Raw genomic sequence first — 21783 nt, forward strand, 5'->3', positions numbered from 1 at the left:
GTGTTAAGCATACCGCCAGCGTTCATCCTGAGCCAGGATCAAACTCTCCGTTTTGTTGTGTTTCGAGTTTGTGGCTCCGAAAAAAAATATTTCCCGGAATCCTAGTTATAATTTCGACTGTCTTTTTTGGGAAATCCCAAAAGCAAAATCTTTTGACGAGGATTGGTTTTTTCTTAAGCTTTCAAAGTATTATGTTTTTTAGGTTCAGCGGTGGTTGGCGTCTCTCGCTTCCCACTTAACTAGAGTAACTAGTCATCCCCTAGTTTGTCAAGGGGTAAATTTATTTTTTTTCTAAAAACCCAAATTGCTTACCTGGACTTGCTTTCAGGTTAATGAGTTAAGCAACAGGAGGAAGGCGAGAACGAAGTGGCTAAACCTGACTGTGTGAATAATGGACGTTGCTTGTCTCTAAATGGAATTTGATGCAGGTTGAGTGATTATAGTAATGTTTATCCAAATAATGTTTATCCAAAAAGGCAGGAGTCGTCTTGCTGGAGAGATTTATCTTGAATCCAAATGCCAGAACTAACTATATATATAAGATATAAGAATAAGAGAATAATTGTTGCAGAGCTTGCGGTTTAAGACTCCCATATTAAGGGTGACGCTTGTATGTAAATTTACGCGATGTTCGCGGAGCGTTTGGAGAAAGAAGATAGGCGTTACAGTGAGTCTAGCGCCGTAGAGGGGCTTCAAAATTTATAATAAGTCTTTGATAAAAAGCTGAAAACTAGACTAGGCAAGAAATACAGATGATCCGACCGCGTAAGGTCTTTGCTCAACATTGGCTCAAAAGTGAAAAGGCACTCGACGCAATTATTAAAGCAGCAGAGTGTACAAAAAGCGATCGCATCTTGGAAATTGGCCCCGGAACCGGCATTCTGACTCGTCGTTTATTACCTTTAGTGCAATCTCTGGTTGCAGTTGAAATAGACCGCGACTTATGCCAACTGTTGTCAAAGCAGCTTGGTAAGACTGCAAATTTTTTACTGCTGCAAGGCGATTTTCTCACTCTAGATTTACCATCTTATCTGGCAGCCTTTCCCAATTTCCAACAGCCAAATAAGGTAGTAGCCAATATTCCCTACAACATTACAGGGCCAATCATTGAGAAACTACTGGGTACGATCGCTAACCCCAACCCCGAACCATTTGACTCAATAGTGTTGCTGGTACAAAAAGAAGTCGCAGAAAGGTTGTATGCTAAACCAGGATCAAAAGCCTTTGGGGCGTTGAGTGTGCGGGTACAGTATTTGGCTGAATGTGAGTTAATCTGCACAGTTCCAGCGGCCGCATTCCATCCACCGCCAAAAGTCGATTCAGCAGTGGTGCGATTGCGTCCCCGAAAAATAGAAATACCAGCACTTAATCCTCGACAATTAGAGAATTTCTTAAAGTTGGGGTTTGGTGCCAAGCGCAAAATGTTACGAAATAATTTGCAATCTGTTATGGAACGCGATCGCTTGAGCCACTTGCTGGAACAATTAAAAATAAATCCCCAAGCTAGAGCCGAAGACCTCAGCGTTCAGCAATGGGTAATTCTAGCAAATGAATTGGGAGTAGTGAGTAGGGAGTAGGGAACAAGACAGATTTTTCCCCATTCCCCATTCCCCATTCCCCTTCTTCATTCCTCATTCCCCACTTCCAGAAAATGCGTTCCTACAGCCTAATTGCCCCTGCCAAAATCAACTTGTATCTGGAAATCATTGGTGATCGCCCCGATGGCTATCACGAGTTAGCCATGATACTTCAAAGCATCGGGCTTGCAGACCAAATTCATGTGCATTCTATCAGTACTGACAACATCCGTGTTCACTGCAACCACCCGCAAGTACCGACAGATAAAAGTAATCTGGCATACCGGGCAGCGGAATTAATGGTGAGGCAATTTCCTGAAGCCTTTGCTAGATATGGGGGTGTGGAGATTACCGTCAACAAGCAGATTCCTGTAGCAGCTGGGTTGGCTGGCGGTTCGACGAATGCAGCAGCTGTGTTGGTGGGAATAGATTTACTGTGGAAATTGGGATTAACTCAATCAGAATTAGAGGAGTTGGGAGGCATACTTGGTTCGGATGTACCATTTTGTGTAGTGGGTGGAACTGCGATCGCAACAGGTAGGGGTGAGCAACTTTCTTCCCTGCCGAGTTTAGATAATATGTATGTAGTATTGGGTAAATACCGCAGTTTAGAAGTTTCCACACCTTGGGCATACAAAACTTATAGACAGCAGTTTGGTCATTCTTACATTAGAGATAGCAACAACTTGGTAGCGCGTGCTAATGCAGTTCATTCAGGAGCAATAGTAAAAGCTATCCTGGATAAAAATACGGTAGAAATTGCCCAAAAACTGCACAATGATTTAGAGCGAGTGGTATTGCCAGCCTATCCCCAAGTCTTGCAACTGCGAGAAGTGTTTGCAAATCAAGAAGGTGTTTTAGGAACAATGATGTCTGGCTCTGGCCCAACAGTATTTGCTCTTTTTGAGTCTCAACAGCAGGCAGAACAAGTTAAGCTGCAAGTGAGGGAAGCAATTGTTGATGAAGACTTAGAATTGTTTATAACTCAGACAATCACACATGGTATTAAAGTGGCATCATCTATTTAAATAATTCTTTTTTGTTAATGAAGTATAGGGAATAGATAAGAATTATTCCAAATAGCCAAATCTAAAATATAAAATATAAAATGGTATGAGTGACCAAAATTTAACACCACAAACAGATACCAAAATACAGGCAACAGCAAGCCCGTTACGCTGTTTAACTGGGGCGGTTATTTCTGGAGGAATGGGATATGCACTGTATTCGCTGATGATTGCGATCGCTACAAATTTTGCTAATAAACCTATCCATTCAATTAATCCATTAGTAATTAAGATTTCTTCTGCTGTTCGGACTCTGGTTGTTGGTGTAGTTGCTTTAGGAAGTGGGATATTTGGGATAGTAGCAATTGGCTTATTGGCTTTGGGAGTGCAATTATTACTACAAGAGTTGAGCAAGCAAAAAAGCAGTGAAGATTAGTAATCTAACTTTGAATCAGCAACCTCAAGATACAAGTTTTTTTAACGACCACGATTGATTTTTAATCAATTGTAACTTTGCACTTTTGGAATGTTGAAGAAGTTGTTGCTGTTTTCTTGAAGTTTTTAGAGAAAGCCCGTGGTATTGACGAAATTGGCAAAAGAAGTTACACGTATTTTGATAGCCCAGTTCAATAGCAATCTGGTCGAGGTTTTTTGAGCTTCGCCTGAAGTTGATAGCCTACTACACGATATACCTTCTGATATTTGACTTCTAAATCAAATTCCTGCTTGAGCTACTCTACGATTTCCCTATAGATGCTGAACCCTTCCTTCAGGGCATTCTAGTTTCTCTTCCAACCGCCCACGCATGTCTCCTTGAATCATCGAAGTTTGTTTCCTGCACCTTTACTTCTTCTGGTTAAGCTTTTTGAGATTGGCGTAGACGCATTAGCGTTAGCGAAGCCTCTCGTAGAGAAGCGGTGGCGACCTTCGCGTAGCGTCTCGCAGAGAAGGAGCGTCAGCGGCTTGTCGTCAGGCATTGTTCCTTGAACAGCAGACGTTATAATTTCGGTGTATAGTATAATCCTTGACCTTAACAGATTTCTGATTGACACTTTATAAAGTGGCTCAATATTCACAAATTTATGTGGAATTGATACCAACAACACTGAAGTTGATAGCAGCAATATCACTCGTGAGCAAAATTATGAGCACAACCAATAGATATTTTCTACCCCTTATTTTTGTGACGATTGTTGTCAGCCTCAGCAGTTGTAGTTCTAACCCCACCACTCGTAATATTGACAGTGAAGCGCCATCTGCTACCACAACACCGACAAATAGCTCATCATCTCAGACTCCAAGCCAAATTCCTAGCGTAGCTCAGTTGAGGGAAAAACTTCCTAATCAAGAATCTCCTAAAGAAAATACGCTTTCCTTATCAACTCCCAAAGCTACCACTAGCAAAACTACCAACGTCATGCTATACACAAGTGATACTCAGTGCCAAGAACTCATTCCAGAAAAGGTTTCAGTACCGGCTGAGGAACCAGTGACAAATGTAGTAAATAAAATTTTAGAAAAACGAGATACAAGTGACTTTAGCTTGTCTGGGTATCGTGTCAACATTAAAAATGGCATTGCAACAGTCGATTTGCGAATATCCCCCGATTCAAAGCGACAAATAGCTTCTCTTTCTAGTTGTGAACAGTTTGCTCTGTTTGGCAGTCTCCGCAAAACCCTAACAAGTAATGCCCAATGGAATATTAAAGAGGTTCGCTTCACCGAGCAAGGTAAGGACATTGTTCTTTAATTAAATATGGTAGTAAGTGCCATCATCAGCTAGCTAAAAAGATTTCCCAATCTGAACAGCCACAGGAATTAGACATCAGCAGTTGTCAAAATAGTGCATGTTCTAGCTAATTGAAAACAGCCATAAATAATGGTATGATTAATTTTAGACATAAGTTGATGGCATGCAATTCGCGGGCGTAATTCAGTGGTAGAATGTCATCTTCCCATGGTGAACGTCGTGGGTTCGAGTCCCATCGCCCGCTTTAAAATTAAAACAATAATTTTTTGGAATTAGAGTAAAGCTCAAAACTCAAGGCAAGACTGAATCATATACTCTCCTGCATAACTCCAGGTTTCAAAATGGACGGGGCTAATTTGTATTATCAGCAGGTTTTTAGGAATTTACGTAGAAGCATCTAAGCACTCGCTAATTGATGACAGCTAATGGTAAAAAACAATTAGCGATTCGCAATTAGCACTATGGCAAATTTTCTCCAACCGCCAAGGTTACGCATCGGTGAAGACACTCAAGAAGAACGACACGCTACTTGGCTGGAACTATTTTATGATTTGGTTTTTGTAGTTGCAGTTTCTCAACTTGCCCACAATCTTAACGAGGATATCTCTTTTTCAGGATTGTTTGGGTTTGTAGTTCTATTTATACCAGTTTGGTGGTCATGGATTGGCACCACATTCTATGCCAACCGCTTTGACAGCGATGATATGGGACATCGACTGCTAATTGGTGTACAAATGCTGACAGCGGCAGCAATGGCTATTAATATCCACCACGGTTTAGGCGAGAGTTCCCCTGGTTTTGCTATTTCCTATGCTCTCGGTCGGGCTGTGCTTGTAATAGAGTACGTCCGTGCTGGAAGACATATCCCTTCTGCACGTCCTTTGACTACTCGCTACGCTATTGGTTTTGCGATCGCAGCCTTGCTTTGGTTAATATCGGCATTTGTACCCGTCCCTTGGCGGTTCGGATTCTGGGGGCTGGGAATCATTATTGACTTTGCTACGCCCTTAACAGGACGTAAGTTTCAGATCGGGTTACTCCCCCATGCCTCCCACTTACCAGAACGTTTCGGGTTATTTACCATTATTGTCTTGGGTGAAGCAATCATTGCAGTGGTCAATGGTGTTTCTGAGCAGAAATGGGATGTTTTAACCGTAATTTCCGCCGTGTTTGGTCTAGTTATCGCCTTTAGCTGGTGGTGGGTCTATTTTGATAACCTGGGCGGTAAACCTATTGAGATGGCGCGGACGCATGGAAAAGTTGGTGTTGTTAATCTCTGGCTTTACACCCATTTACCACTAGTGATTGGGATTACTGCTGCTGGAGTTGGCGTAGAACAAATCTTGTTGAGTAAGCCAACTTTAGCACTACCAGACTCCCAGCGATGGCTCATCTGTGGTTCAGTAGCATTGTGCTCTCTGGCTGTCAGCATTCTCCATAGATTTGGGGTAATCCGTTATTGCAAAATTCGTTCTCAGTACAGACTTGCGGGTGCAGTTGTGCTGCTAGCGATCGCTATCTTTGGCAAAGGTTTATTACCTGTTGCAGTCATTGCCCTTGTAGCTGTAGTTTCTGCTATCCAAGTCGTTCAAGATTTATATCAAAGTCGTCCCACTACCCGCTTGGTTGACCCGGAAATTTAGCTCATAGTCTAGTGGCGTACATCTGTGCGCCACTACAACATCTCCATTTAATTTAAGTTTGAAGAGTTTTATTAAAAACGTCTATCCTATGGAGTATTTTATTTTAAATATCAGTAAATCTTTATATAGTTATTCAAAAATAATTTTATCTCAGCCTTCAAGCTTGATGCTGTAAAGCTGATAAATCAACGGATTGCCGTCTATCAGAGGTTAAAAAACCAAAAGAGTAATGTCAAAATTAGGAGATTTACCTTTGGGTAGTGAAGTCAAGTAAGTGAAATATTTATTAATATTATTAATAGGAAGTGTAAATTCAGCGTCAGGAGTCAGAAAAATTCTTAATGGCAAGTATTTTGCATCAATCACGAAATTGTTCACCAATGGGACAGAAGATCATGAAAGACCAGAAACCATCAGACTCTAAGGAATTCGTCGGAAATCTCAAGAATGGGATTTGGCTGTTTGGACTGTCATCCTGGGTATTTGGCATTACCGATCGCAGCATTGCTTCATTTGCGGATGGCTATCTATCTGCTTTGGATTTAACACAACTATTTACAGCTGCTACGTTCTTTGTGGCGTGGCTATTTTTGAAACCGACATCCAGAGTTTAAGATAGGTGACTGGTTAAGTATCAAGCCACTCTTCAGGTTAGCCATGTCAAGATTTAGAAAGTTATCTAAAGGAGAACACTTTTGATCGCTATAAGGGGTGCTACAGAGAATGCATGGATGCTTTTGCATTCAAAACAATCAGGTTAATTCTGTCAAATCTCAGAATTATCGTGATTTCTAATTTTCACTAAATAATCCAAGAATCCAAGTTGCTAGTTATAGAAGACGTTAACAGGAGGATTTTTACCCTAACTTACGAGAGAGAATCAGGAACTACACCGAGTTCACGCAACCTTTGTGCCAATATTTGGGTACGTTCTTCCGGCGTTATTAAACGGTTATATCAGTACAGCCACTCTCGCGTGATACCCTGATATATTCTTTGTTCTATGCCAATTCCCAAACCCACCTCTAGTAGCCAAAGAAAAATTTTTCTAATTTTCCGGAATTGATTATGCTCAGGTGGTAGTCTCTATCAGACAAGCGATTTATACCGAAACTCTATAACGAAACCTGCGGGGTATATAACCCCATATTAAAAGCCCGGTCTTTGTGACCGGGCTTTTATGACAATTAGGAGTTAGAGATTGTTCTTAACTCCTAACTATTGATCAAATTAGGCAAACGCAGCAGTTGTCACATCGTTATTCGACAGAATTTCTTGTAACTCTTCAGCGTCTACCGTTTCTTTATCAACCAGCATTTGAGCTATCTGATCTAGAATGTGACGGTTGCCCACTAACACTTCTTTAGCGCGTGTATAGGCTACATCCACAAGTTTACGGACTTCTTCATCAATGGCTGCGGCGGTTTCTTCAGAGAAATCACGCTCTGACATAATATCCCGTCCCAGGAACATGTTACCTTGCTGACGACCAAGGGCAACTGGGCCCAAGCGATCGCTCATGCCAAATCGGGTAATCATCTGACGCGCAACCCGTGCTACTTGTTGGAGGTCATTAGAAGCACCAGTGGTAACTTCTTCTTCACCAAAGATTAATTCTTCAGCAATCCGACCACCCAAAGCCACAGCCATCTGATTTTCCAGATAAGCGCGGCTGTATAAACCAGTATCCATCCGGTCTTCGCTGGGGGTAAACCAAGTTAAACCACCTGCACGACCGCGAGGAATGATGCTAATCTTCTGCACAGGATCGTAGTCTGGCATTAAAGCACCAACTAAGGCGTGACCAGCTTCGTGATATGCCACCAAGGTTTTGCGCTTTTCGCTCATTACCCGGTCTTTCTTCTCTGGGCCGGCTAATACGCGATCAATTGCATCGTTGATTTCATCCATCGAAATCTCAGTCAAATTCCGGCGTGCTGCCAGAATTGCGGCTTCATTCAACAGGTTGGATAAATCTGCGCCAGTAAATCCAGGGGTACGACGGGCAATTTTATCCAAGTCCACATCTTTTGCCAAGGTCTTACCACGGGCATGTACCTTGAGAATTTCGCTACGTCCAGCATAGTCAGGACGGTCTACCACAACTTGACGGTCAAAGCGACCAGGACGCAATAGTGCTGCATCTAGGACATCAGGACGGTTGGTAGCGGCAATAATGATGATGCCAGTATTACCTTCAAAGCCGTCCATTTCTGTGAGCAACTGGTTGAGGGTTTGTTCCCGCTCATCGTTACCACCACCTAAACCTGCACCCCGTTGACGACCTACGGCGTCAATTTCATCGATGAAGACGATACAAGGAGCATTAGTCTTAGCTTGTTCAAATAAATCGCGGACGCGGGATGCACCCACACCTACGAACATTTCCACAAATTCTGAACCGGAGATTGAGAAGAAGGGTACACCTGCTTCACCTGCTACAGCGCGAGCTAGGAGGGTTTTACCTGTACCAGGAGGGCCAACTAACAACACACCTTTAGGAATTTTTGCACCAACGGCGGTAAAGCGATCGGCGTTTTTCAGAAAGTCTACGACTTCGTTTAATTCCAACTTGGCTTGGTCAATACCAGCAACATCGCCAAATGTTACCTGAGTTTGTGGTTCCATTTGGACTCTGGCTTTGGATTTGCCAAAGTTCATCGCTTGGCTACCTGGACCACTTTGAGCACGACGTAGCAAGAAGAATAATCCAACCAAAAGCAATACAGGAAAAAATAAGCTGCTCAGTGCCTTAAACCAAAATCCTTCATCGGTTTGGGGCAATACAGAAATATCAACGCCTTTAGAAGTCAAAGTATTGATCAAGTCTGGATCGTTGACTAAGGTAACAATCCGTTTAGCGGGGTCATATTTGGGCGTAACCAGTGCTGTAGAGCGATCTGCACTTAAACTGACTTTTTCAACTCTGCCTTGTTGAACTTCTTGAATAAAGCGACTATATCGCCATGTCTCTCTGCTTTGGGGTTGTTTGTCAAAAAATGCTGTTCCCAGCGCAATTACGACAATAAACAGCAGCGCGTACAGCCCTGCATTTCTCCATCTTTTATTCACTAAGGTCTATCCTCCGGTATTTTTCGCGCAATCGCCTAGCTTCTCTGCTCGGAAAGGTGATTATTAAGAATTATGTTAACTTATCTTAAGATATAACAAATTTGGCGTGGTTGTCATGCTAAAAAAAGCCCCTTTATTTGCTGAAAACTAGAATGGTAGGGATTATATTGTAGCGACCCTGAAGGCTGATTAACGGTATGAATGGGAATAATCTCTACCACACTATTAGTGTAGGCGATCGCTTCAAATCTCTGCACTAGCTCCACCGTCCAAGGTTGTTCGCGCACCAGCTGCTGTTGGTTTTGCAACCAGTTTACAAGTTGCGATCGCCCAATTCCCGGTAAAATTCCGGCTTTTATTGGCGGCGTCCACCAACTGCGATCGCACCATCCCCAAAGGTTGCCTGTGCTGGTTTCTAGCCAATTTCCTTGAGCATCAACTAATATTGCTTCTTGAGCATCTGAGCTAGTTTTTGCCAACCAAGCACTCAAATAGTTTCCAGTTTTATGAGAGGGGAGAGAGCGATAAAATTCCGAACTAGCAACAGCGCACGCAACACCATTATTTTGTTTTTCTGTCAAATCTTGCGGTAAGAATCTGCCAGTTATCCACTCCCGTCCATCGGGAAAAAGGGTAATTCTGAGAACCGGGAAGTGAGCCAGGAGAATTTGAGCACCTTGACGCAGACGATTCCAATCGGGTTGCCGCCACCCAAAAGTTTGTAGTGAGAAAAGTAAGCGATCGCAGTGTGCCTGCCAATTAGTTAAATTATTATCGAGCGAGTTCTCATAAACCCGCAATGTGGTAAAAACAGTTGCTCCATAAAGTAAACCCGGATCGTTGATGTTTAATTCTAGGGTTTGAGAGTGAATTAATTTACCGTCATACCAAAAAATATTATTTGTCACAACCAAATTGCTTCTCGCTACAACTCCATTGAAAAGTGATGACTTGTAATGCTCATACGCTGCATGAGATAAAATCTATGGGCTGCAAATCGCTGAACACCAGAATCCAGACTCAGGTGTTTACATTCATGATTTCTGGCATATTCAATTAGCCACTGAAATAATTGTTGACCGTAGCTGTGTGACCGTTTCAACTCATCAACTACTAAATCATCAATGTATAAAAACTTTCCCAATGCTAAACAATTAGAAATGCGAAATCCCGCGATCGCTACAGCTTGCTTTTCTACTTCCAAGAATGCAAGTTGATATCCTTCTTTCATTTGATCTCGCACTTGTTCTACAAACTTCTCTTGCTCCAGGTGAGGGCGCAACTGGGAAATAACAGGAAAGCATCCTAATATTTGAAAGTCAGATTCTACCAATTTTATTGACATCAGTATTACCTTATCCAATCATGCGTGAGAAATTTGAAAAAAAATGAGCGAATATAATCCTTTATTACACTTGCAATCATTTAATCTTTAGGGGGAAATACAATTTTATTAGTACCTTCAGGAGTTGTAATTACTTTTCCTCCCAAAGCTTCAATTTCCCTAATTGCTCTTTTCTGAGTTCTCTGATCAACTCTATTATTTAAAACCATTGACCAGGTTCCAATTTGAGCATATTTACTCTGAGGATTTCGACTCAGAAATTCAGCAGTTTGTTGGGAAATTTTAGCGATTGTCTGGCTCTCTGCATCTGAAAAGTTACTAGCCCAGTTTGCTGCCGTTGCAAAAGACTGTTGGGCAGCTTGAGCATTGCCTAAAAATAATAATTCATCAATTCCTTTATAGCGCCACACGTAATAAGACTTTTCGGGAACTAAGGGAGATAGTGATTTCAAGCCTTCCTCTGACAATGCGATCGCACGTTCTGGCATAGCAGCATACAATGAAGTACTGATAGAAAGACCACGATACGCTTCTAAAAATCGCGGGTCACGTTCTAGAATGACTTCAAAATATTCTGGACTTAAACTATAACCTGTTTTATCCCGAACCTCATCATCTCCAAAATATTGGAGAAAGCTGAGATATACCAAATTTGCAATAAAATTATCATAACCAAAAGTAGGCATTCTTTCGAGGAAATCAAGACGAAGATTTTCTGATTTTATTTCTTTTTCTAGAGTTTCTAAAGAAGCAGATTGTTTGCTATTTATCAGTTTTTGCAATTGGGGGAATTGAATCAAGCCAACTCCTAAAATACACGCACAAATTATAAAAGGTGTAGCAATGTCTTTACGCGACAACAGCATATTTTCTTTATCTTCCCAAGCATCAGTAACTTATTGTATATAATATACTTTTTGTAAAATTACTCAGCTATATAATCACAGTAGCTTACACAGGAGAGCATCCATCAAGACGCTACCCTACCATTTCCCTAACCACTACCAAGCGTTTTATTTTCAAGGCAGTCTAATAAACAAGCCTATCTTTCCTCAAGAGAAACCGAAAACAGGTAGAACGGCAAAGTCGGTATGAAATATTTAGTATCTTATTATACAAACTATTGTGTAGGCACTTTTATAGTAGAGTACAATACATACTTATTTGGAGCATTTAGTAATTTATTTTATTTTTGGAGACAAAATTAGCTCCTTATAAATTTAGCTTTACTTTTCTTGAGCAACAAGCTCTTAACTGATCAAAATCCTTTGATATTACTTAGTTTTATTAAGTAATAGCAGTAAAATTTATAACGTAGTCTAGAATAATGGTGTTTTGTTAGCAATTAGACCTTTTGATTATTTCATCTTATGCTAGACACTGTAACTACGAACAACTTAGAAAATAATGGTCTATCCCCTCAGACCAAAGATAGTAATTTTAAAACAATAGTTACTAATCTTAATGCTGATAAAAAAGGACTAGATGTTGACGAAATTATTGATGCTATTAAAACAGTAATCGTCGAAGTCATTGATTTAAAAATCACTACATGGGTGGCAGAGTCATCTGATCAGGCACAAAATGAGATAGAAACTCCCAAACCAGGCAATCGGATATATACCCGAATTAATCTTGTTAATGGTGATATACAAAATGAAATTGGTAGTCAATTTACTGATAGCGGTCTCTATAAAGAAATTCGAGAATTTCATTTAACTCAAGTTAAAGACAGTCGAGAAATCATTCAAAAGAATATAGAAAGCGTGGAGAAGTTGTATGGGTTATTCATGGAAATTGTGAAATATCGTAAAAAGTCCGAACTTTAAGCGTTCTTTGTTAATTACCCATTTAAACTAAAACACTAGCAGCAATCTAGCCTAATCTTTAGGTTTATTTGCTTGTATTTAGTAAATACAAGAATACAGCAATAATTATCATAACTGATAAGAGGGTGACACTATGTCTAATAATATTCAAATTAAAGACCAAAATAGTATTCAAATTCAAAACCAAAATGCTGCTAAACCCCAAGATATTGAAAACCGAGCTAGAGGCTTATTAAACAATTTAGTATCATCTGTACAGACATTAGTTGATGACATCACAGCCTTAGAAGTAAATACGATGATTGTAAATAGGATAAATGCTTCAAAGTTTAATGCTTGGGAGGCATATCAAGAAATTTATTCTATACATGACCCAGATTATTTTAAAGCAAAAGGAATTCCAAAAGAAGGTTCTCAAGCTGAAGAACTACGTAAGCGTTATATAAGCCTATTTGACCAACTTGAAAGAGAATATTTTTATCTTCTTCTTGAGGAAGGTTCAGGTTTTTATAATCCTCAAGATGATAGGGTAAAACGATATCGTCAGAGGCTTGAATACGCGAAAAAATCTCAAGCAAACCTAGTTGAAGCTGATCAAGAAAATATAAAGCTAGCTAAACCAATATTACCTGCTCCAACTCCCATCCTTGATGACAAAGATGAAAATAATCAAGAAGATTGGATTGCAAGTTTTAAAGAAATTCAAAGGCTTTTGGATAATGATAGATTTGTTCGTACCCTACGTAAAATGTCTGAACTTAAAGCTGCACTTGATAGTACTAACGTGACAAGTACCAACATTGATATAATCTATGCTCAAACTGTTATGCAGTTAGATGGAGATATTATCACTCGTTACAATAAAGACCTATTTAGTTTATCTGAAGACGCTAAAAACTTAATCATTAATACACATAATCAAGGAGTAATTTCCGGAGAGAAACAGTGGCGTGGAACATTTAGTTTTTTGATTAGTTTGGTACAGAATATCGCAAATTTATCTCGATAATGAACGCCAATATAACCAAAACAGATAATCAAACCGATGTTATACTCTCTGTATTTCTACAAGTTCCTCAAGGCGATTGCTTTGAACTTAAAGTTGAGGAATCACAATGTAGTTTTTATTTAAATGAGACAGTTGTAGAACAGATTCAACAAGCACAAGTAAATGGTGTTTCTCTCTATATTCCACCAAAGATGATAATTCCTCTTTGGTACTACACCTGTTTCAGGAATAATGTTGTGTTGGGAAAGCAAAAAGAAATTGCTGAAAAGGAAGTTAATTTTTTTTACGTTATTGTCATAGTCAATATTATTAAATGTTTTCTGAGTAAAACCGCACGGAGCAAAACAAGCTTACAGTCTGGAATAACCTTTAATTCTTATTATAAGCAGGCTGAACTAGCTTCGGCTGCTTATGAAGATAAAGACATCATTTTGCAAAGTACTATCCTTCTTCATGGTGATATATTCCACAAAATCAAGTGGGATTTTATCCAAAATTCTAACTATTCAACAATTGTCTCGGCTCATTATTGGCTAACTGAACAACTGCTAAATTGCTTTCGGACTAAGCTAAATCTGCTAGTTTGGGAGTTAGCTTCGCTCTTTACTGCTACTTTATTAGTCTACAATCTGTATCCAGCAAATGTGATAATATTAATATTTGCTTGGATAGGCTTCACTATACTATTTGCTACTACCCGCTATGTACTAGTAAATCAACTTCAAAGACGTACTTCCATCAACTCTAAATTTATAAATTGGTTGGCATGGACGCCGATTAGTTTAATCCCTAGCGTTATTGTTGGTGCTACTAATAGCTTTAGTAATGTTAATGCCTTATTATTGCCATTTATGTCACTGATTGCCCCAAAAATTGCCAAGTACATTTTAAGCTTTATAGGGCCACAAGTTGGGAAACTAATCATACGTCGCTTCCTATTATTTTGAGTATATACAGCAGATTGCGCTCTAATCGAATACACGTAGAGACGTAGTACTGCTACGTCTCTACAAGGTTTTGGGTTTTATACATGTACTTCATTTACCTGAAATGTGCTGTATTAAATATTTTTTTAGGTTAATGCGTAAACCCTGTTTTTACTGTTTCAAAAGCTGCCAACACTGCCCGGCGATCGCCCAATCTTCTTGAGTATGAATAACTAATACCCGAACTGCTGAATCGGGTGTCGCAATATCCTCATCTACAGGATGCTGCTGATTTTTCTCAAGGTCAAGTTTCAATCCCAAGAAGCCCAAGGCTTCACAGGCGGCTTGGCGAATTTCTGGAGAGTTTTCACCCATACCTGCTGTGAATACCAAAGTATCTAGTCCGCCCAAACTGGTAAGCATTGCACCGATACCAGAACGCAGTCGATGCACATAGATATCCCATGCGAGTTGAGCGCGGGAATTACCTTGAGCTATCGATTCTCTCACTTCTCGCATATCGCTAGATACACCCGAAATTCCTTTTAACCCAGAAGCTTTATTTAATATATGATCCAACTTTTCGATCGAGTAATTGCAGTATTGCAATAGATAAATCAGAATTCCCGGATCAACTGAACCAGAACGGCTACCCATCATTAATCCTTCTAGGGGTGTGAATCCCATTGTGGTATCAATACTGCGACCGTTTTTAATCGCCGCCAAAGAGCAACCATTACCCAGATGACAGGTAATTAACCGCTCAGGTGGAACATCTCGACCGAGGATTTGGGCAGCACGTTGAGAACAGTATTGGTGACTGATACCATGAAACCCATAGCGACGAATACCTTGCTCTACCCAATGATATGGACCAGGATAGATTGCTGCTGCATCGGGGAGAGTTGCATGAAATCCAGTATCAAAAACTGCTACTTGGGTGACATCTTTTGAGATTTCTTCAATTGCTTTTATACCTTCCAAAGCAACTGGATTATGTGCTGGAGCAAGGTTAGACAGACGAGCGATCGCTTTTTTAACATCTTCCGTAATTACCACACTATCTCGGTAATCCTGTCCGCCATGTACTATCCGATGCCCCACCACATCGATTTCTGATAACTGATCAATTATTTTGGTAGCACCATCACTAAGTGTATTGAGCATATAGTTGAGGTGTGCCTGTGGAGAATCACCACATATTGATTCTTGCAACGTTGCACCCATAGCAGTTTTTACTTCAATTTCTGCCACACCCCGATCTTGAACCCAGTTGATTTTCCCTTCCCAAAGTGGTTGGGCTGCTTGGGTGGAGAAAGCCTCATCTGCAATTTCATACAGACAACTCTTTTGGGTACTCGATCCGGCATTCAGCACCAATATCTTCATATAACAACATAAAAACATAATCTCCTTTGATCATGTCACTAAGTGTAGCCTCATGCTTCTAGCCTATGGGCATAATGTACAGGCTCATTGCTGCTAGTTGACAACGGTAGATTTCATTTGTTAATTAAACTTTTTGCCATCTATCTAAGGCTAGATTTTACTTGTATAACTACGCGATCGCTAAATTTCTCCACTCCGCGCAAATGCCCTTTACTAATACTCATTCGCTTCAAGGTTTTGTTTCATCTCGACACCGACAGCACGAGCAGCCGGATCTGAACTTTGTAGCAGCGTACTTGACACATTGTGCTGCTCAACTTGGCTTCGGTTTTGACTAAGTTTGTACTTACCTTCCAAGCGTGTAACAGTTATTTCAAATCCCACAATGCCATTCATCATACCTTCACGGAATCCGTCAGATAAACTGTGCCAATGCGATTTGTAATCAGCTTCGTAAGTATCTATCATCTCGTTGAGCATTTGGTTCATTGATTCTGGAGAGTCATTGAGCATGATGACTTTGGGAATACCATACGCGTGAACAGCAATATAGTTCCACGTAGGTACACTTTCATACCTTTCATATAAAGTAGGGGAAATGTAAGCGTGTGCTCCGGTGAAGATAGCAAGTAACTCAGTACCAAGAGCTTGCGATTGAGGATTTTGCTTTGCCAGATGACCAATTAATTTAACAGCATCCCCTTGCATTGCGATGACAAGAGGAACATGTGAAGCATAAGGTACACCATCTATAATCGATACCAACGTAGCAAAACTATTGGCTCTCATAAAGGCGATCAATTTATCAACATTATCTTCTTGAAAAGCGGTTGGTCTATACATGGCGATTTAACGTCACTATCAACTTTTGAAGAAGGCAGAAGGCAGAGGGCAGTCCCAATGAAATTTTTTCATTGGGACTGCCCTCTGCCTTTCTTGATAAAGTTTTTCAAACCGTCTTGGAAAAACTACACATATATCGGTTTCATGTATGGTCTAAAACACTATTCAATTTCTTGCTGGTAACGCTTAGGAGTTGTATGTAGCATTCGTTGAAACACAGATGTCATATGACTTTGGCTACCAAATCCCGCTTCTGCGGCTACCTGTGCAAGCGATCGCTTTTGGTTTTGTAACAATTTTTGGGCAAGTTCCAGCCGACACCGGAGGACATATTGATAAGGCGACAGTCCAGTTGTTACCTTAAATGCTCGTGCAAAATGGTAGGGACTGAATCCTACCGTGGCAGCAATTTGGTTTAAGTTAAGTTCTTGGGATAGATGCGCTCTAATGTATTCCAAGACAAGCTTTAACGAATTTGGGTCTAAAAACTCTGGTGGACGTTTGAGCCGTTTAGATAGATTTGAACGTCGGTGAATAATCTGTGCCAACACCGCCGTTGCAACTGATTCTAAGTAAAATGCACCACCAATTTGTCCATTATAAAAAAACTCTTGCGTAGCGATCGCAGCGCTCAAACCCCAATGAGTCTTAGGAATTTGCCCTGGCTGTAATTCAATTGTCTGTCCCTCTGCTTCCACTTTGACTATGCGTTCTAGAAAAGATTGGGAATATCCAAACACCACAAAACAAGAAGCATCTTCCACCGAAGTATAAGTACTGCCTTGAGGCACAATATCAAAACCTCCTGGTAGTGCTTGGTAAGGTTGCAGTCGATCAGCATTGAAGGCAGCAATCCCACGAGTTTCCCCAAAACTTGTGACTACAAGGTCGACCTTTGGGTTGCTGAACAACCGCTAAAATATTTTGGCTTGGAAGTAGGGACGAGGATGACTGTGATTCGTCTGACCAGTGGTAAATTAATGGTGATCTCGTCTATTGAGATGGATGACGCAACTATTAATGAGCTAAATCAATTGGGGGAAGTGATTCATATTGTCGCCCCCAATTTGTACCATCATCTATTTGTTGCTGACTTCAAGCTGTGTTACCCCCATGCCAAACTATGGGCAGTATCTGGTCTAGAGCATAAACGGCCAGATTTGCAAATTGACTATATTATTAGCGATCGCAGCATTCACCAAATTAATGGAGTTGAGTATTTATTAATACAAGGATTCAACACATTAGATACTAGCGGATGTTCACCACTGAATGAATGCGTCTTCTTTCATATCAAAAGCCGAACTTTGATTGTCACCGACATAGTTTTTCATTTTGATAATCAATGTTCACCAAGCACAAAGTTAATAGCCAAACTTCTGGGTGGTTACAACCAACTTCGTCCATCGTTATTGGAGAAATTTGCAACTCAGGATAAAGTCAAAGTAAAATGGTCAATTCAACAGCTTCTTACTTGGGATTTTGAACGAGTAATTATGGCGCATGGCAGCATAATTGAACAAAATGGTAAATCTCACTTTAAAGCAGGTTATGAGTGGTTTTTAGAAACCTCTTTATAGCAATATTTAACCCATAAGTTAAGTCGGCACAATAAAATACACGTATAATTACACCCTGCGTCTCACTGAATAGTATCGGGGTCTACATTGAGCGATCGCAACCTTGCCTTTAACTGCTCTATCTGCAATTCTGCCTGTTCTGCTCGTTGGCGTTCCTGTTCTGCTCGTTGGTGTTCCTGTTCTGCCAGTCCTTCTGCTTGCTGTCTTGCTAAAACTTCCTGTCGTAAAGCCTCTACCAGTTCATCAGGAATCAGTAATTTTTCACCCGTATCCTCTCGATAAAACCCAATTAGCCTTCCCTCAACCACCAAACGCAGTTGTAATGGTTCACTGCGTCCATCTTGTATGGGTTCGTAGATTTCTCCCCGCAGCCGATAGCCACGTAGCTGTTGTTCCACCCACTCGCCTTTAGGGTCAAATAGCCAGTATTCCTTGACACCTAGCTGCTCATAGAGGGTCTTTTTAAAGATTTCGTCTTGTCCTTTTGTACCAAAGGATGTCATTTCAAAAATAACTGTGGGTACTTGACCCTCTTCCCAGGTTTTATAGTTGTCCCGACCGCCAGGTGCAACATCAAAAATCACCATCACATCTGGGGCTACCCGTAACTTAGGAAAGCCTTGTGCATAATAAAGAAATTGATTTGCCAATACTGTTGCCTGACGATTTGCCAAATACTGTTTCAGGACTTCCAAAGTACTTAGCAAGGCATAAAGGTGGTCGTAAGTTTCTGCCACTGGTTGACCATCAGCACTAGGGTAAAAGATTTCTGATTCGACACTAACAGGTACAGTAGCCGTCATGGTTGTAAAATCAGTGCTACGAGATTATTGTAGAACAACTTTACTTCTCCCTAACTTGAGATGTGCAAGCTTTTCAAAATATAACTAGATAACTCACAAAATCCTGCACCTTCGGCAGCGTTAGTAATATAAGTAGGGTGATATTTCAACTGATTCACATATTCCAGCACGTTTGCCACGCCTACAGAAACAGGAAAATAACGCCGATCAAATAAACTTTCATCATTGGGACTATCGCCAACAGTAACAATTTGTTCTGGTGAATACTTGGGTAAGTATTCGCCCAATACCTGCAACAATCCCACAGCTTTATCTTGCCCTTGGGGTTTAATGTGACACTGCACGTTGCTATAGGTAAATCCCCAACCCATTTGTTGACAAAGACTATCTAGGGTTTGTAGTTCGTCTTGACGCAAACCAGCTACATCAAAAGTCCAGTCGGTGATGCGAAAGCGATTATCAGCAGATTCTTGAATCTGGGGAAATTTAGTTTGTAAATTCTCAAAAGTTGTAGCCAAGTGCTGGCGATGTTTAGCTAAATCGGGAATAGGTGTTAAGACTAATGGTTTCTGGTTCCCAGGTGGAAAGTACAAACCGCCATTTTCTGCCATAGCACCTGCCACTGGCATCAAACTACTCAATCCACTCACCCACCCAGCAGAACGTCCTGTGACAATTAGCACCTTAATGTCGGCTGCTGCTAAATCTTCTAAAGCTTGCAACAGGGCAGAAGTAAATTTTCCTCGTTTAGTTAGAGTGCCATCCATATCTGTGGCTATCAGACGAATATGAAGAAAGCTTGTAGATGAAAACTCAGACAGGGCAGGGATGCTCTGGTGTCTGGACATATGTGATTTGTAAAAGGCTGTAAAAAATATTAATCATACAGCAAGATGGCATTGAAGATTTGGGCATCCTAAACATCAGGAGTCAAGTTTTTCAGTTTTCCAACCATGCCCACTTCGATGTTTCTTGCCCAAACCCCAGGAAAGCCCAAAAAAGCATCCCAGGAAGTGCCAGCAAGTAATCCTGAAATACCAGTATTATTGCTGGCAACTTCTGGAGGACTGGCTTTAGCAGTGATTGCTTTGATTGTGTATAGTAAGCTCCAGATGAATCAGCTGGAGAAAAAACTTAAGTTTGAGCAATTCCGCGCGCGAGAATTAGAGAAAAAGTTTAAGCTGGCGCTGGAAACAATTCGCAAAATGGAAACTAATCCCGATTTGGTCAACTCACGGGACTTTAACTTGGATTATCTGCGAATGCGGATGTCAGAGGAGGTGTTTCATTTTGCAATCCTTAATCAAGTGAAAATTCAGATCAAGGAAAAAGTTACTCAAGCTCTGCGGCCAAATCAAGCACAACTTGGATCAGTCGGAATTGCTAATAGCACTGGACGACAAGTAGATGAAATTTTTGATGTAGAGTATGAGACTGGTAGTCCAGGGAATTCTGCCAAGCGAGTGCTGTTTCGCATTCAAATCCGGTTAATGAAGTTACCTACACAAGCAACTTCTGCGACTATTAGTCAAATTATTGACTGTATAGAAACTTACCTAAGCCCGATAGAAGACGAAGATAGTTGGCAACCAACCATTCAAGGTCGGATTGCTACCATGCATTGGGATCAAAAGGCTAAACCTACGCCTCTACTGGTACTGGAGCAATCGAATGAAGGCGTAAATGTGACTTTCCGTACTAGTCGCCAACCAAATGCCCCAACGCCACCTGGAACGAAGAAATCAGGCTCGGCTAGACAATAAATTATGGCTTTAAGTAGGTAGACGTAATTAAATGTAAGTAGAACTTACGCATTGTACATAAGTGTACATAAGTACTACATACAATTTAGGTGTTTCAGCCATGTTTAGCGTCGTGCCATTGGCGTGGTGGCAGCGATTATGGTGGCGATTGGGGTAATTGTGCTACTAATTTCTACAATAGCTACCACGATTCACGCTCATTCCTGGGGGAACTGCTATCACTGTGGCATGGTTCTACTAGGCTGTAGACCACTGACCTGACAACACAAAAGCCCACTTATTCACTGTGATTGTGTTTAGTATGGGGTGTAGTAAGCTCGCCTGGATACTTCTTTCAAACCTCTGCTTACTTGCCTAAATCAAAAGTCATGTAATTATGTTTTAAAACTTTTGTAAAAGTTGGTACTAATCTAGCAAAAATTTATAAATATGGCTTTTTCAAGTGGTAGTACTGTGACAAGGCATCAATCTCTATATACGACTCACAGGCATAATTTTAGTTTCAAATAGCATGTATTTTGGCTAGCAAGAGGCTTTATTGCACTTTTATTTATAAGCATGAACTCTCTTATCAAAAAAATCAAATTTTAATAAATAAAACATAAGTCATGTAATTATGTTATTTAAATAAGCATTTACCCCTTTAAATCCTTGCTTTAATTCCATAATATTGAAGTGGGATTAGACGATTTATAGCTAATCCAATGTTTCGGAAAAATGCTCCTAAAAACGACTACTTTAGTGTTGGAGATTCCATCATGGCTAGCATTAGTATTTTTGACCTAGATTATAAAATTGTTGCAAGTGATTTGACTGATAAAGAGTTGGAAAAGATTAGCGGCGGTTCTTGTACTTATGCAGGATTATCATATGGTGCAGGAGCTAGAATTTATCAGGGTGACGGTCTTTATGAATGTGTAGATATTCGTTTTGCCCCTGATAGATGGCAAAAGGTTGTTTAGCAGCTAATTTCCTTTATTAACTGAAGTTTGCTGATTATTTGGCCGTTCTGGGCATACCTTATAAAAACTAACTAGGTTATGCCTATAACAAAGTTTAAGACATAACCTAGTTAAACCAATTCGCAATTCGCAATTACGTGTTGTAACGGGGATTTAGACCCCGCCACAACACTTGCGGCTTGATAGAAGCCGGGGGCTTAAACCCCCACAACTTGTTAAATATGATTGTTTTGGTTGAGTCGATGGGGGATATTATTCCCCGCACCTCTCAGTTAGATCCGTGCA

21 protein-coding genes and 1 tRNA gene are annotated in these 21783 nt (G+C 40.5%); 13 read left to right on the forward strand and 9 right to left on the reverse strand.

What is annotated here, in order from left to right:
• Positions 1 to 752 precede the first annotated feature (752 nt).
• The 7 genes from rsmA to VB740_RS29365 all read left to right on the forward strand — a co-directional run bounded on the left by rsmA (position 753) and on the right by VB740_RS29365 (position 6591).
• Positions 753 to 1577 carry a 16S rRNA (adenine(1518)-N(6)/adenine(1519)-N(6))-dimethyltransferase RsmA gene (gene rsmA, locus VB740_RS29335; protein ID WP_323203362.1) on the forward strand — a complete coding sequence of 275 codons (825 nt, stop codon included), beginning with the start codon at positions 753 to 755 and terminating at the stop codon, positions 1575 to 1577.
• Between the two features lie 74 nt (positions 1578 to 1651).
• A complete protein-coding gene (ispE, locus tag VB740_RS29340) occupies positions 1652 to 2605 on the forward strand; it encodes a 4-(cytidine 5'-diphospho)-2-C-methyl-D-erythritol kinase (RefSeq protein ID WP_323203363.1) in 954 nt (317 codons plus the stop codon).
• A gap of 85 nt (positions 2606 to 2690) precedes the next feature.
• Positions 2691 to 3020, forward strand: a complete 330-nt coding sequence (locus VB740_RS29345; RefSeq protein ID WP_323203364.1) for a DUF3082 domain-containing protein — start codon at positions 2691 to 2693, stop codon at positions 3018 to 3020.
• A 708-nt stretch (positions 3021 to 3728) separates the two neighbouring features.
• Positions 3729 to 4334 (forward strand): sporulation/spore germination protein, encoded by a 606-nt coding sequence (locus VB740_RS29350; protein ID WP_323203365.1) that lies wholly within the window; start codon positions 3729 to 3731, stop codon positions 4332 to 4334.
• A gap of 172 nt (positions 4335 to 4506) precedes the next feature.
• Positions 4507 to 4578: transfer RNA gene (locus tag VB740_RS29355), tRNA-Gly, on the forward strand.
• Between the two features lie 217 nt (positions 4579 to 4795).
• Positions 4796 to 5977, forward strand: coding sequence for a low temperature requirement protein A (locus VB740_RS29360; RefSeq protein ID WP_323203366.1), 1182 nt, complete (start codon positions 4796 to 4798; stop codon positions 5975 to 5977).
• Positions 5978 to 6372: 395 nt separating this feature from the next.
• Entirely contained in the window at positions 6373 to 6591 is a 219-nt protein-coding gene (locus VB740_RS29365) for a hypothetical protein (RefSeq protein ID WP_094330884.1), read from the forward strand.
• A 616-nt stretch (positions 6592 to 7207) separates the two neighbouring features.
• Here the strand turns inward: VB740_RS29365 and ftsH3 are convergent.
• The 4 genes from ftsH3 to VB740_RS29385 all read right to left on the reverse strand — a co-directional run bounded on the left by ftsH3 (position 7208) and on the right by VB740_RS29385 (position 11260).
• Positions 7208 to 9049, reverse strand: coding sequence for an ATP-dependent zinc metalloprotease FtsH3 (ftsH3, locus tag VB740_RS29370; RefSeq protein ID WP_190729958.1), 1842 nt, complete (start codon positions 9047 to 9049; stop codon positions 7208 to 7210).
• Positions 9050 to 9162: 113 nt separating this feature from the next.
• Entirely contained in the window at positions 9163 to 9957 is a 795-nt protein-coding gene (locus tag VB740_RS29375; RefSeq protein WP_323203367.1) for an aminotransferase class IV, read from the reverse strand.
• 17 nt (positions 9958 to 9974) lie between these two features.
• A complete protein-coding gene (locus VB740_RS29380; protein WP_323203368.1) occupies positions 9975 to 10394 on the reverse strand; it encodes a GNAT family N-acetyltransferase in 420 nt (139 codons plus the stop codon).
• An 80-nt stretch (positions 10395 to 10474) separates the two neighbouring features.
• The gene (locus tag VB740_RS29385) at positions 10475 to 11260 is read right to left on the reverse strand and encodes a hypothetical protein (protein ID WP_323203369.1); all 786 of its coding nucleotides are present in this window, start codon (positions 11258 to 11260) and stop codon (positions 10475 to 10477) included.
• Between the two features lie 504 nt (positions 11261 to 11764).
• On the opposite strand from VB740_RS29385, the gene VB740_RS29390 reads away from it, so the two are divergent.
• The 3 genes from VB740_RS29390 to VB740_RS29400 all read left to right on the forward strand — a co-directional run bounded on the left by VB740_RS29390 (position 11765) and on the right by VB740_RS29400 (position 14179).
• On the forward strand, positions 11765 to 12223 hold the full coding sequence (locus VB740_RS29390) for a hypothetical protein (RefSeq protein ID WP_323203370.1): 459 nt from the start codon (positions 11765 to 11767) through the stop codon (positions 12221 to 12223).
• Positions 12224 to 12356: 133 nt separating this feature from the next.
• A complete protein-coding gene (locus VB740_RS29395; RefSeq protein ID WP_323203371.1) occupies positions 12357 to 13232 on the forward strand; it encodes a hypothetical protein in 876 nt (291 codons plus the stop codon).
• Positions 13232 to 14179 carry a hypothetical protein gene (locus VB740_RS29400; protein WP_323203372.1) on the forward strand — a complete coding sequence of 316 codons (948 nt, stop codon included), beginning with the start codon at positions 13232 to 13234 and terminating at the stop codon, positions 14177 to 14179. The genes VB740_RS29395 and VB740_RS29400 overlap by 1 nt, the downstream gene beginning before the upstream one ends.
• 150 nt (positions 14180 to 14329) lie before the next feature.
• Here VB740_RS29400 and VB740_RS29405 read toward each other — a convergent pair whose 3' ends face one another.
• From VB740_RS29405 to VB740_RS29415, 3 genes are all read right to left on the reverse strand, one after another.
• Positions 14330 to 15547, reverse strand: coding sequence for an acetate kinase (locus VB740_RS29405; protein WP_323203373.1), 1218 nt, complete (start codon positions 15545 to 15547; stop codon positions 14330 to 14332).
• A gap of 213 nt (positions 15548 to 15760) precedes the next feature.
• Positions 15761 to 16390, reverse strand: coding sequence for an FMN-binding negative transcriptional regulator (locus tag VB740_RS29410; RefSeq protein ID WP_323203374.1), 630 nt, complete (start codon positions 16388 to 16390; stop codon positions 15761 to 15763).
• Positions 16391 to 16551: 161 nt separating this feature from the next.
• Positions 16552 to 17301: an AraC family transcriptional regulator gene (locus VB740_RS29415; protein ID WP_323203375.1), complete on the reverse strand. Its 750-nt coding sequence runs from the start codon at positions 17299 to 17301 to the stop codon at positions 16552 to 16554.
• Between the two features lie 36 nt (positions 17302 to 17337).
• On the opposite strand from VB740_RS29415, the gene VB740_RS29420 reads away from it, so the two are divergent.
• Entirely contained in the window at positions 17338 to 17970 is a 633-nt protein-coding gene (locus VB740_RS29420; protein ID WP_323203376.1) for a DUF4336 domain-containing protein, read from the forward strand.
• Between the two features lie 62 nt (positions 17971 to 18032).
• Here the strand turns inward: VB740_RS29420 and VB740_RS29425 are convergent, their stop codons facing one another.
• Complete coding sequence (locus tag VB740_RS29425; RefSeq protein WP_323203377.1) at positions 18033 to 18773, reverse strand: Uma2 family endonuclease; 741 nt, start codon at positions 18771 to 18773, stop codon at positions 18033 to 18035.
• Positions 18774 to 18823: 50 nt separating this feature from the next.
• Positions 18824 to 19621 carry an HAD family hydrolase gene (locus VB740_RS29430; RefSeq protein WP_323203378.1) on the reverse strand — a complete coding sequence of 266 codons (798 nt, stop codon included), beginning with the start codon at positions 19619 to 19621 and terminating at the stop codon, positions 18824 to 18826.
• Positions 19622 to 19726: 105 nt separating this feature from the next.
• Between VB740_RS29430 and VB740_RS29435 the strand changes: the two genes are divergently transcribed.
• The gene (locus VB740_RS29435) at positions 19727 to 20536 is read left to right on the forward strand and encodes a hypothetical protein (RefSeq protein WP_323203379.1); all 810 of its coding nucleotides are present in this window, start codon (positions 19727 to 19729) and stop codon (positions 20534 to 20536) included.
• Between the two features lie 758 nt (positions 20537 to 21294).
• Positions 21295 to 21498, forward strand: coding sequence for a bacteriocin (locus VB740_RS29440; RefSeq protein WP_323203380.1), 204 nt, complete (start codon positions 21295 to 21297; stop codon positions 21496 to 21498).
• The last annotated feature ends 285 nt before the right edge of the window (positions 21499 to 21783 follow it).

It is taken from the genome of Nostoc sp. UHCC 0251 (genome assembly GCF_034932245.1).
In the GTDB taxonomy this organism is placed as follows: domain Bacteria; phylum Cyanobacteriota; class Cyanobacteriia; order Cyanobacteriales; family Nostocaceae; genus Nostoc.

Bases quoted from the DNA above. Each gene is read 5' to 3' on its own strand.
- VB740_RS29435 (WP_323203379.1), top strand. From the start codon at position 19,727: ATGCCCACTTCGATGTTTCTTGCCCAAACCCCAGGAAAGCCCAAAAAA.
- VB740_RS29430 (WP_323203378.1), bottom strand. From the start codon at position 19,621: ATGTCCAGACACCAGAGCATCCCTGCCCTGTCTGAGTTTTCATCTACA.
- ispE (WP_323203363.1), top strand. From the start codon at position 1,652: ATGCGTTCCTACAGCCTAATTGCCCCTGCCAAAATCAACTTGTATCTG.
- VB740_RS29410 (WP_323203374.1), bottom strand. From the start codon at position 16,390: ATGTATAGACCAACCGCTTTTCAAGAAGATAATGTTGATAAATTGATC.
- VB740_RS29405 (WP_323203373.1), bottom strand. From the start codon at position 15,547: ATGAAGATATTGGTGCTGAATGCCGGATCGAGTACCCAAAAGAGTTGT.
- VB740_RS29395 (WP_323203371.1), top strand. From the start codon at position 12,357: ATGTCTAATAATATTCAAATTAAAGACCAAAATAGTATTCAAATTCAA.
- VB740_RS29425 (WP_323203377.1), bottom strand. From the start codon at position 18,773: ATGACGGCTACTGTACCTGTTAGTGTCGAATCAGAAATCTTTTACCCT.
- VB740_RS29440 (WP_323203380.1), top strand. From the start codon at position 21,295: ATGGCTAGCATTAGTATTTTTGACCTAGATTATAAAATTGTTGCAAGT.
- VB740_RS29390 (WP_323203370.1), top strand. From the start codon at position 11,765: ATGCTAGACACTGTAACTACGAACAACTTAGAAAATAATGGTCTATCC.
- VB740_RS29400 (WP_323203372.1), top strand. From the start codon at position 13,232: ATGAACGCCAATATAACCAAAACAGATAATCAAACCGATGTTATACTC.
- VB740_RS29420 (WP_323203376.1), top strand. From the start codon at position 17,338: ATGACTGTGATTCGTCTGACCAGTGGTAAATTAATGGTGATCTCGTCT.
- VB740_RS29385 (WP_323203369.1), bottom strand. From the start codon at position 11,260: ATGCTGTTGTCGCGTAAAGACATTGCTACACCTTTTATAATTTGTGCG.
- VB740_RS29380 (WP_323203368.1), bottom strand. From the start codon at position 10,394: ATGTCAATAAAATTGGTAGAATCTGACTTTCAAATATTAGGATGCTTT.
- VB740_RS29365 (WP_094330884.1), top strand. From the start codon at position 6,373: ATGAAAGACCAGAAACCATCAGACTCTAAGGAATTCGTCGGAAATCTC.
- VB740_RS29360 (WP_323203366.1), top strand. From the start codon at position 4,796: ATGGCAAATTTTCTCCAACCGCCAAGGTTACGCATCGGTGAAGACACT.
- rsmA (WP_323203362.1), top strand. From the start codon at position 753: ATGATCCGACCGCGTAAGGTCTTTGCTCAACATTGGCTCAAAAGTGAA.
- VB740_RS29350 (WP_323203365.1), top strand. From the start codon at position 3,729: ATGAGCACAACCAATAGATATTTTCTACCCCTTATTTTTGTGACGATT.
- VB740_RS29345 (WP_323203364.1), top strand. From the start codon at position 2,691: ATGAGTGACCAAAATTTAACACCACAAACAGATACCAAAATACAGGCA.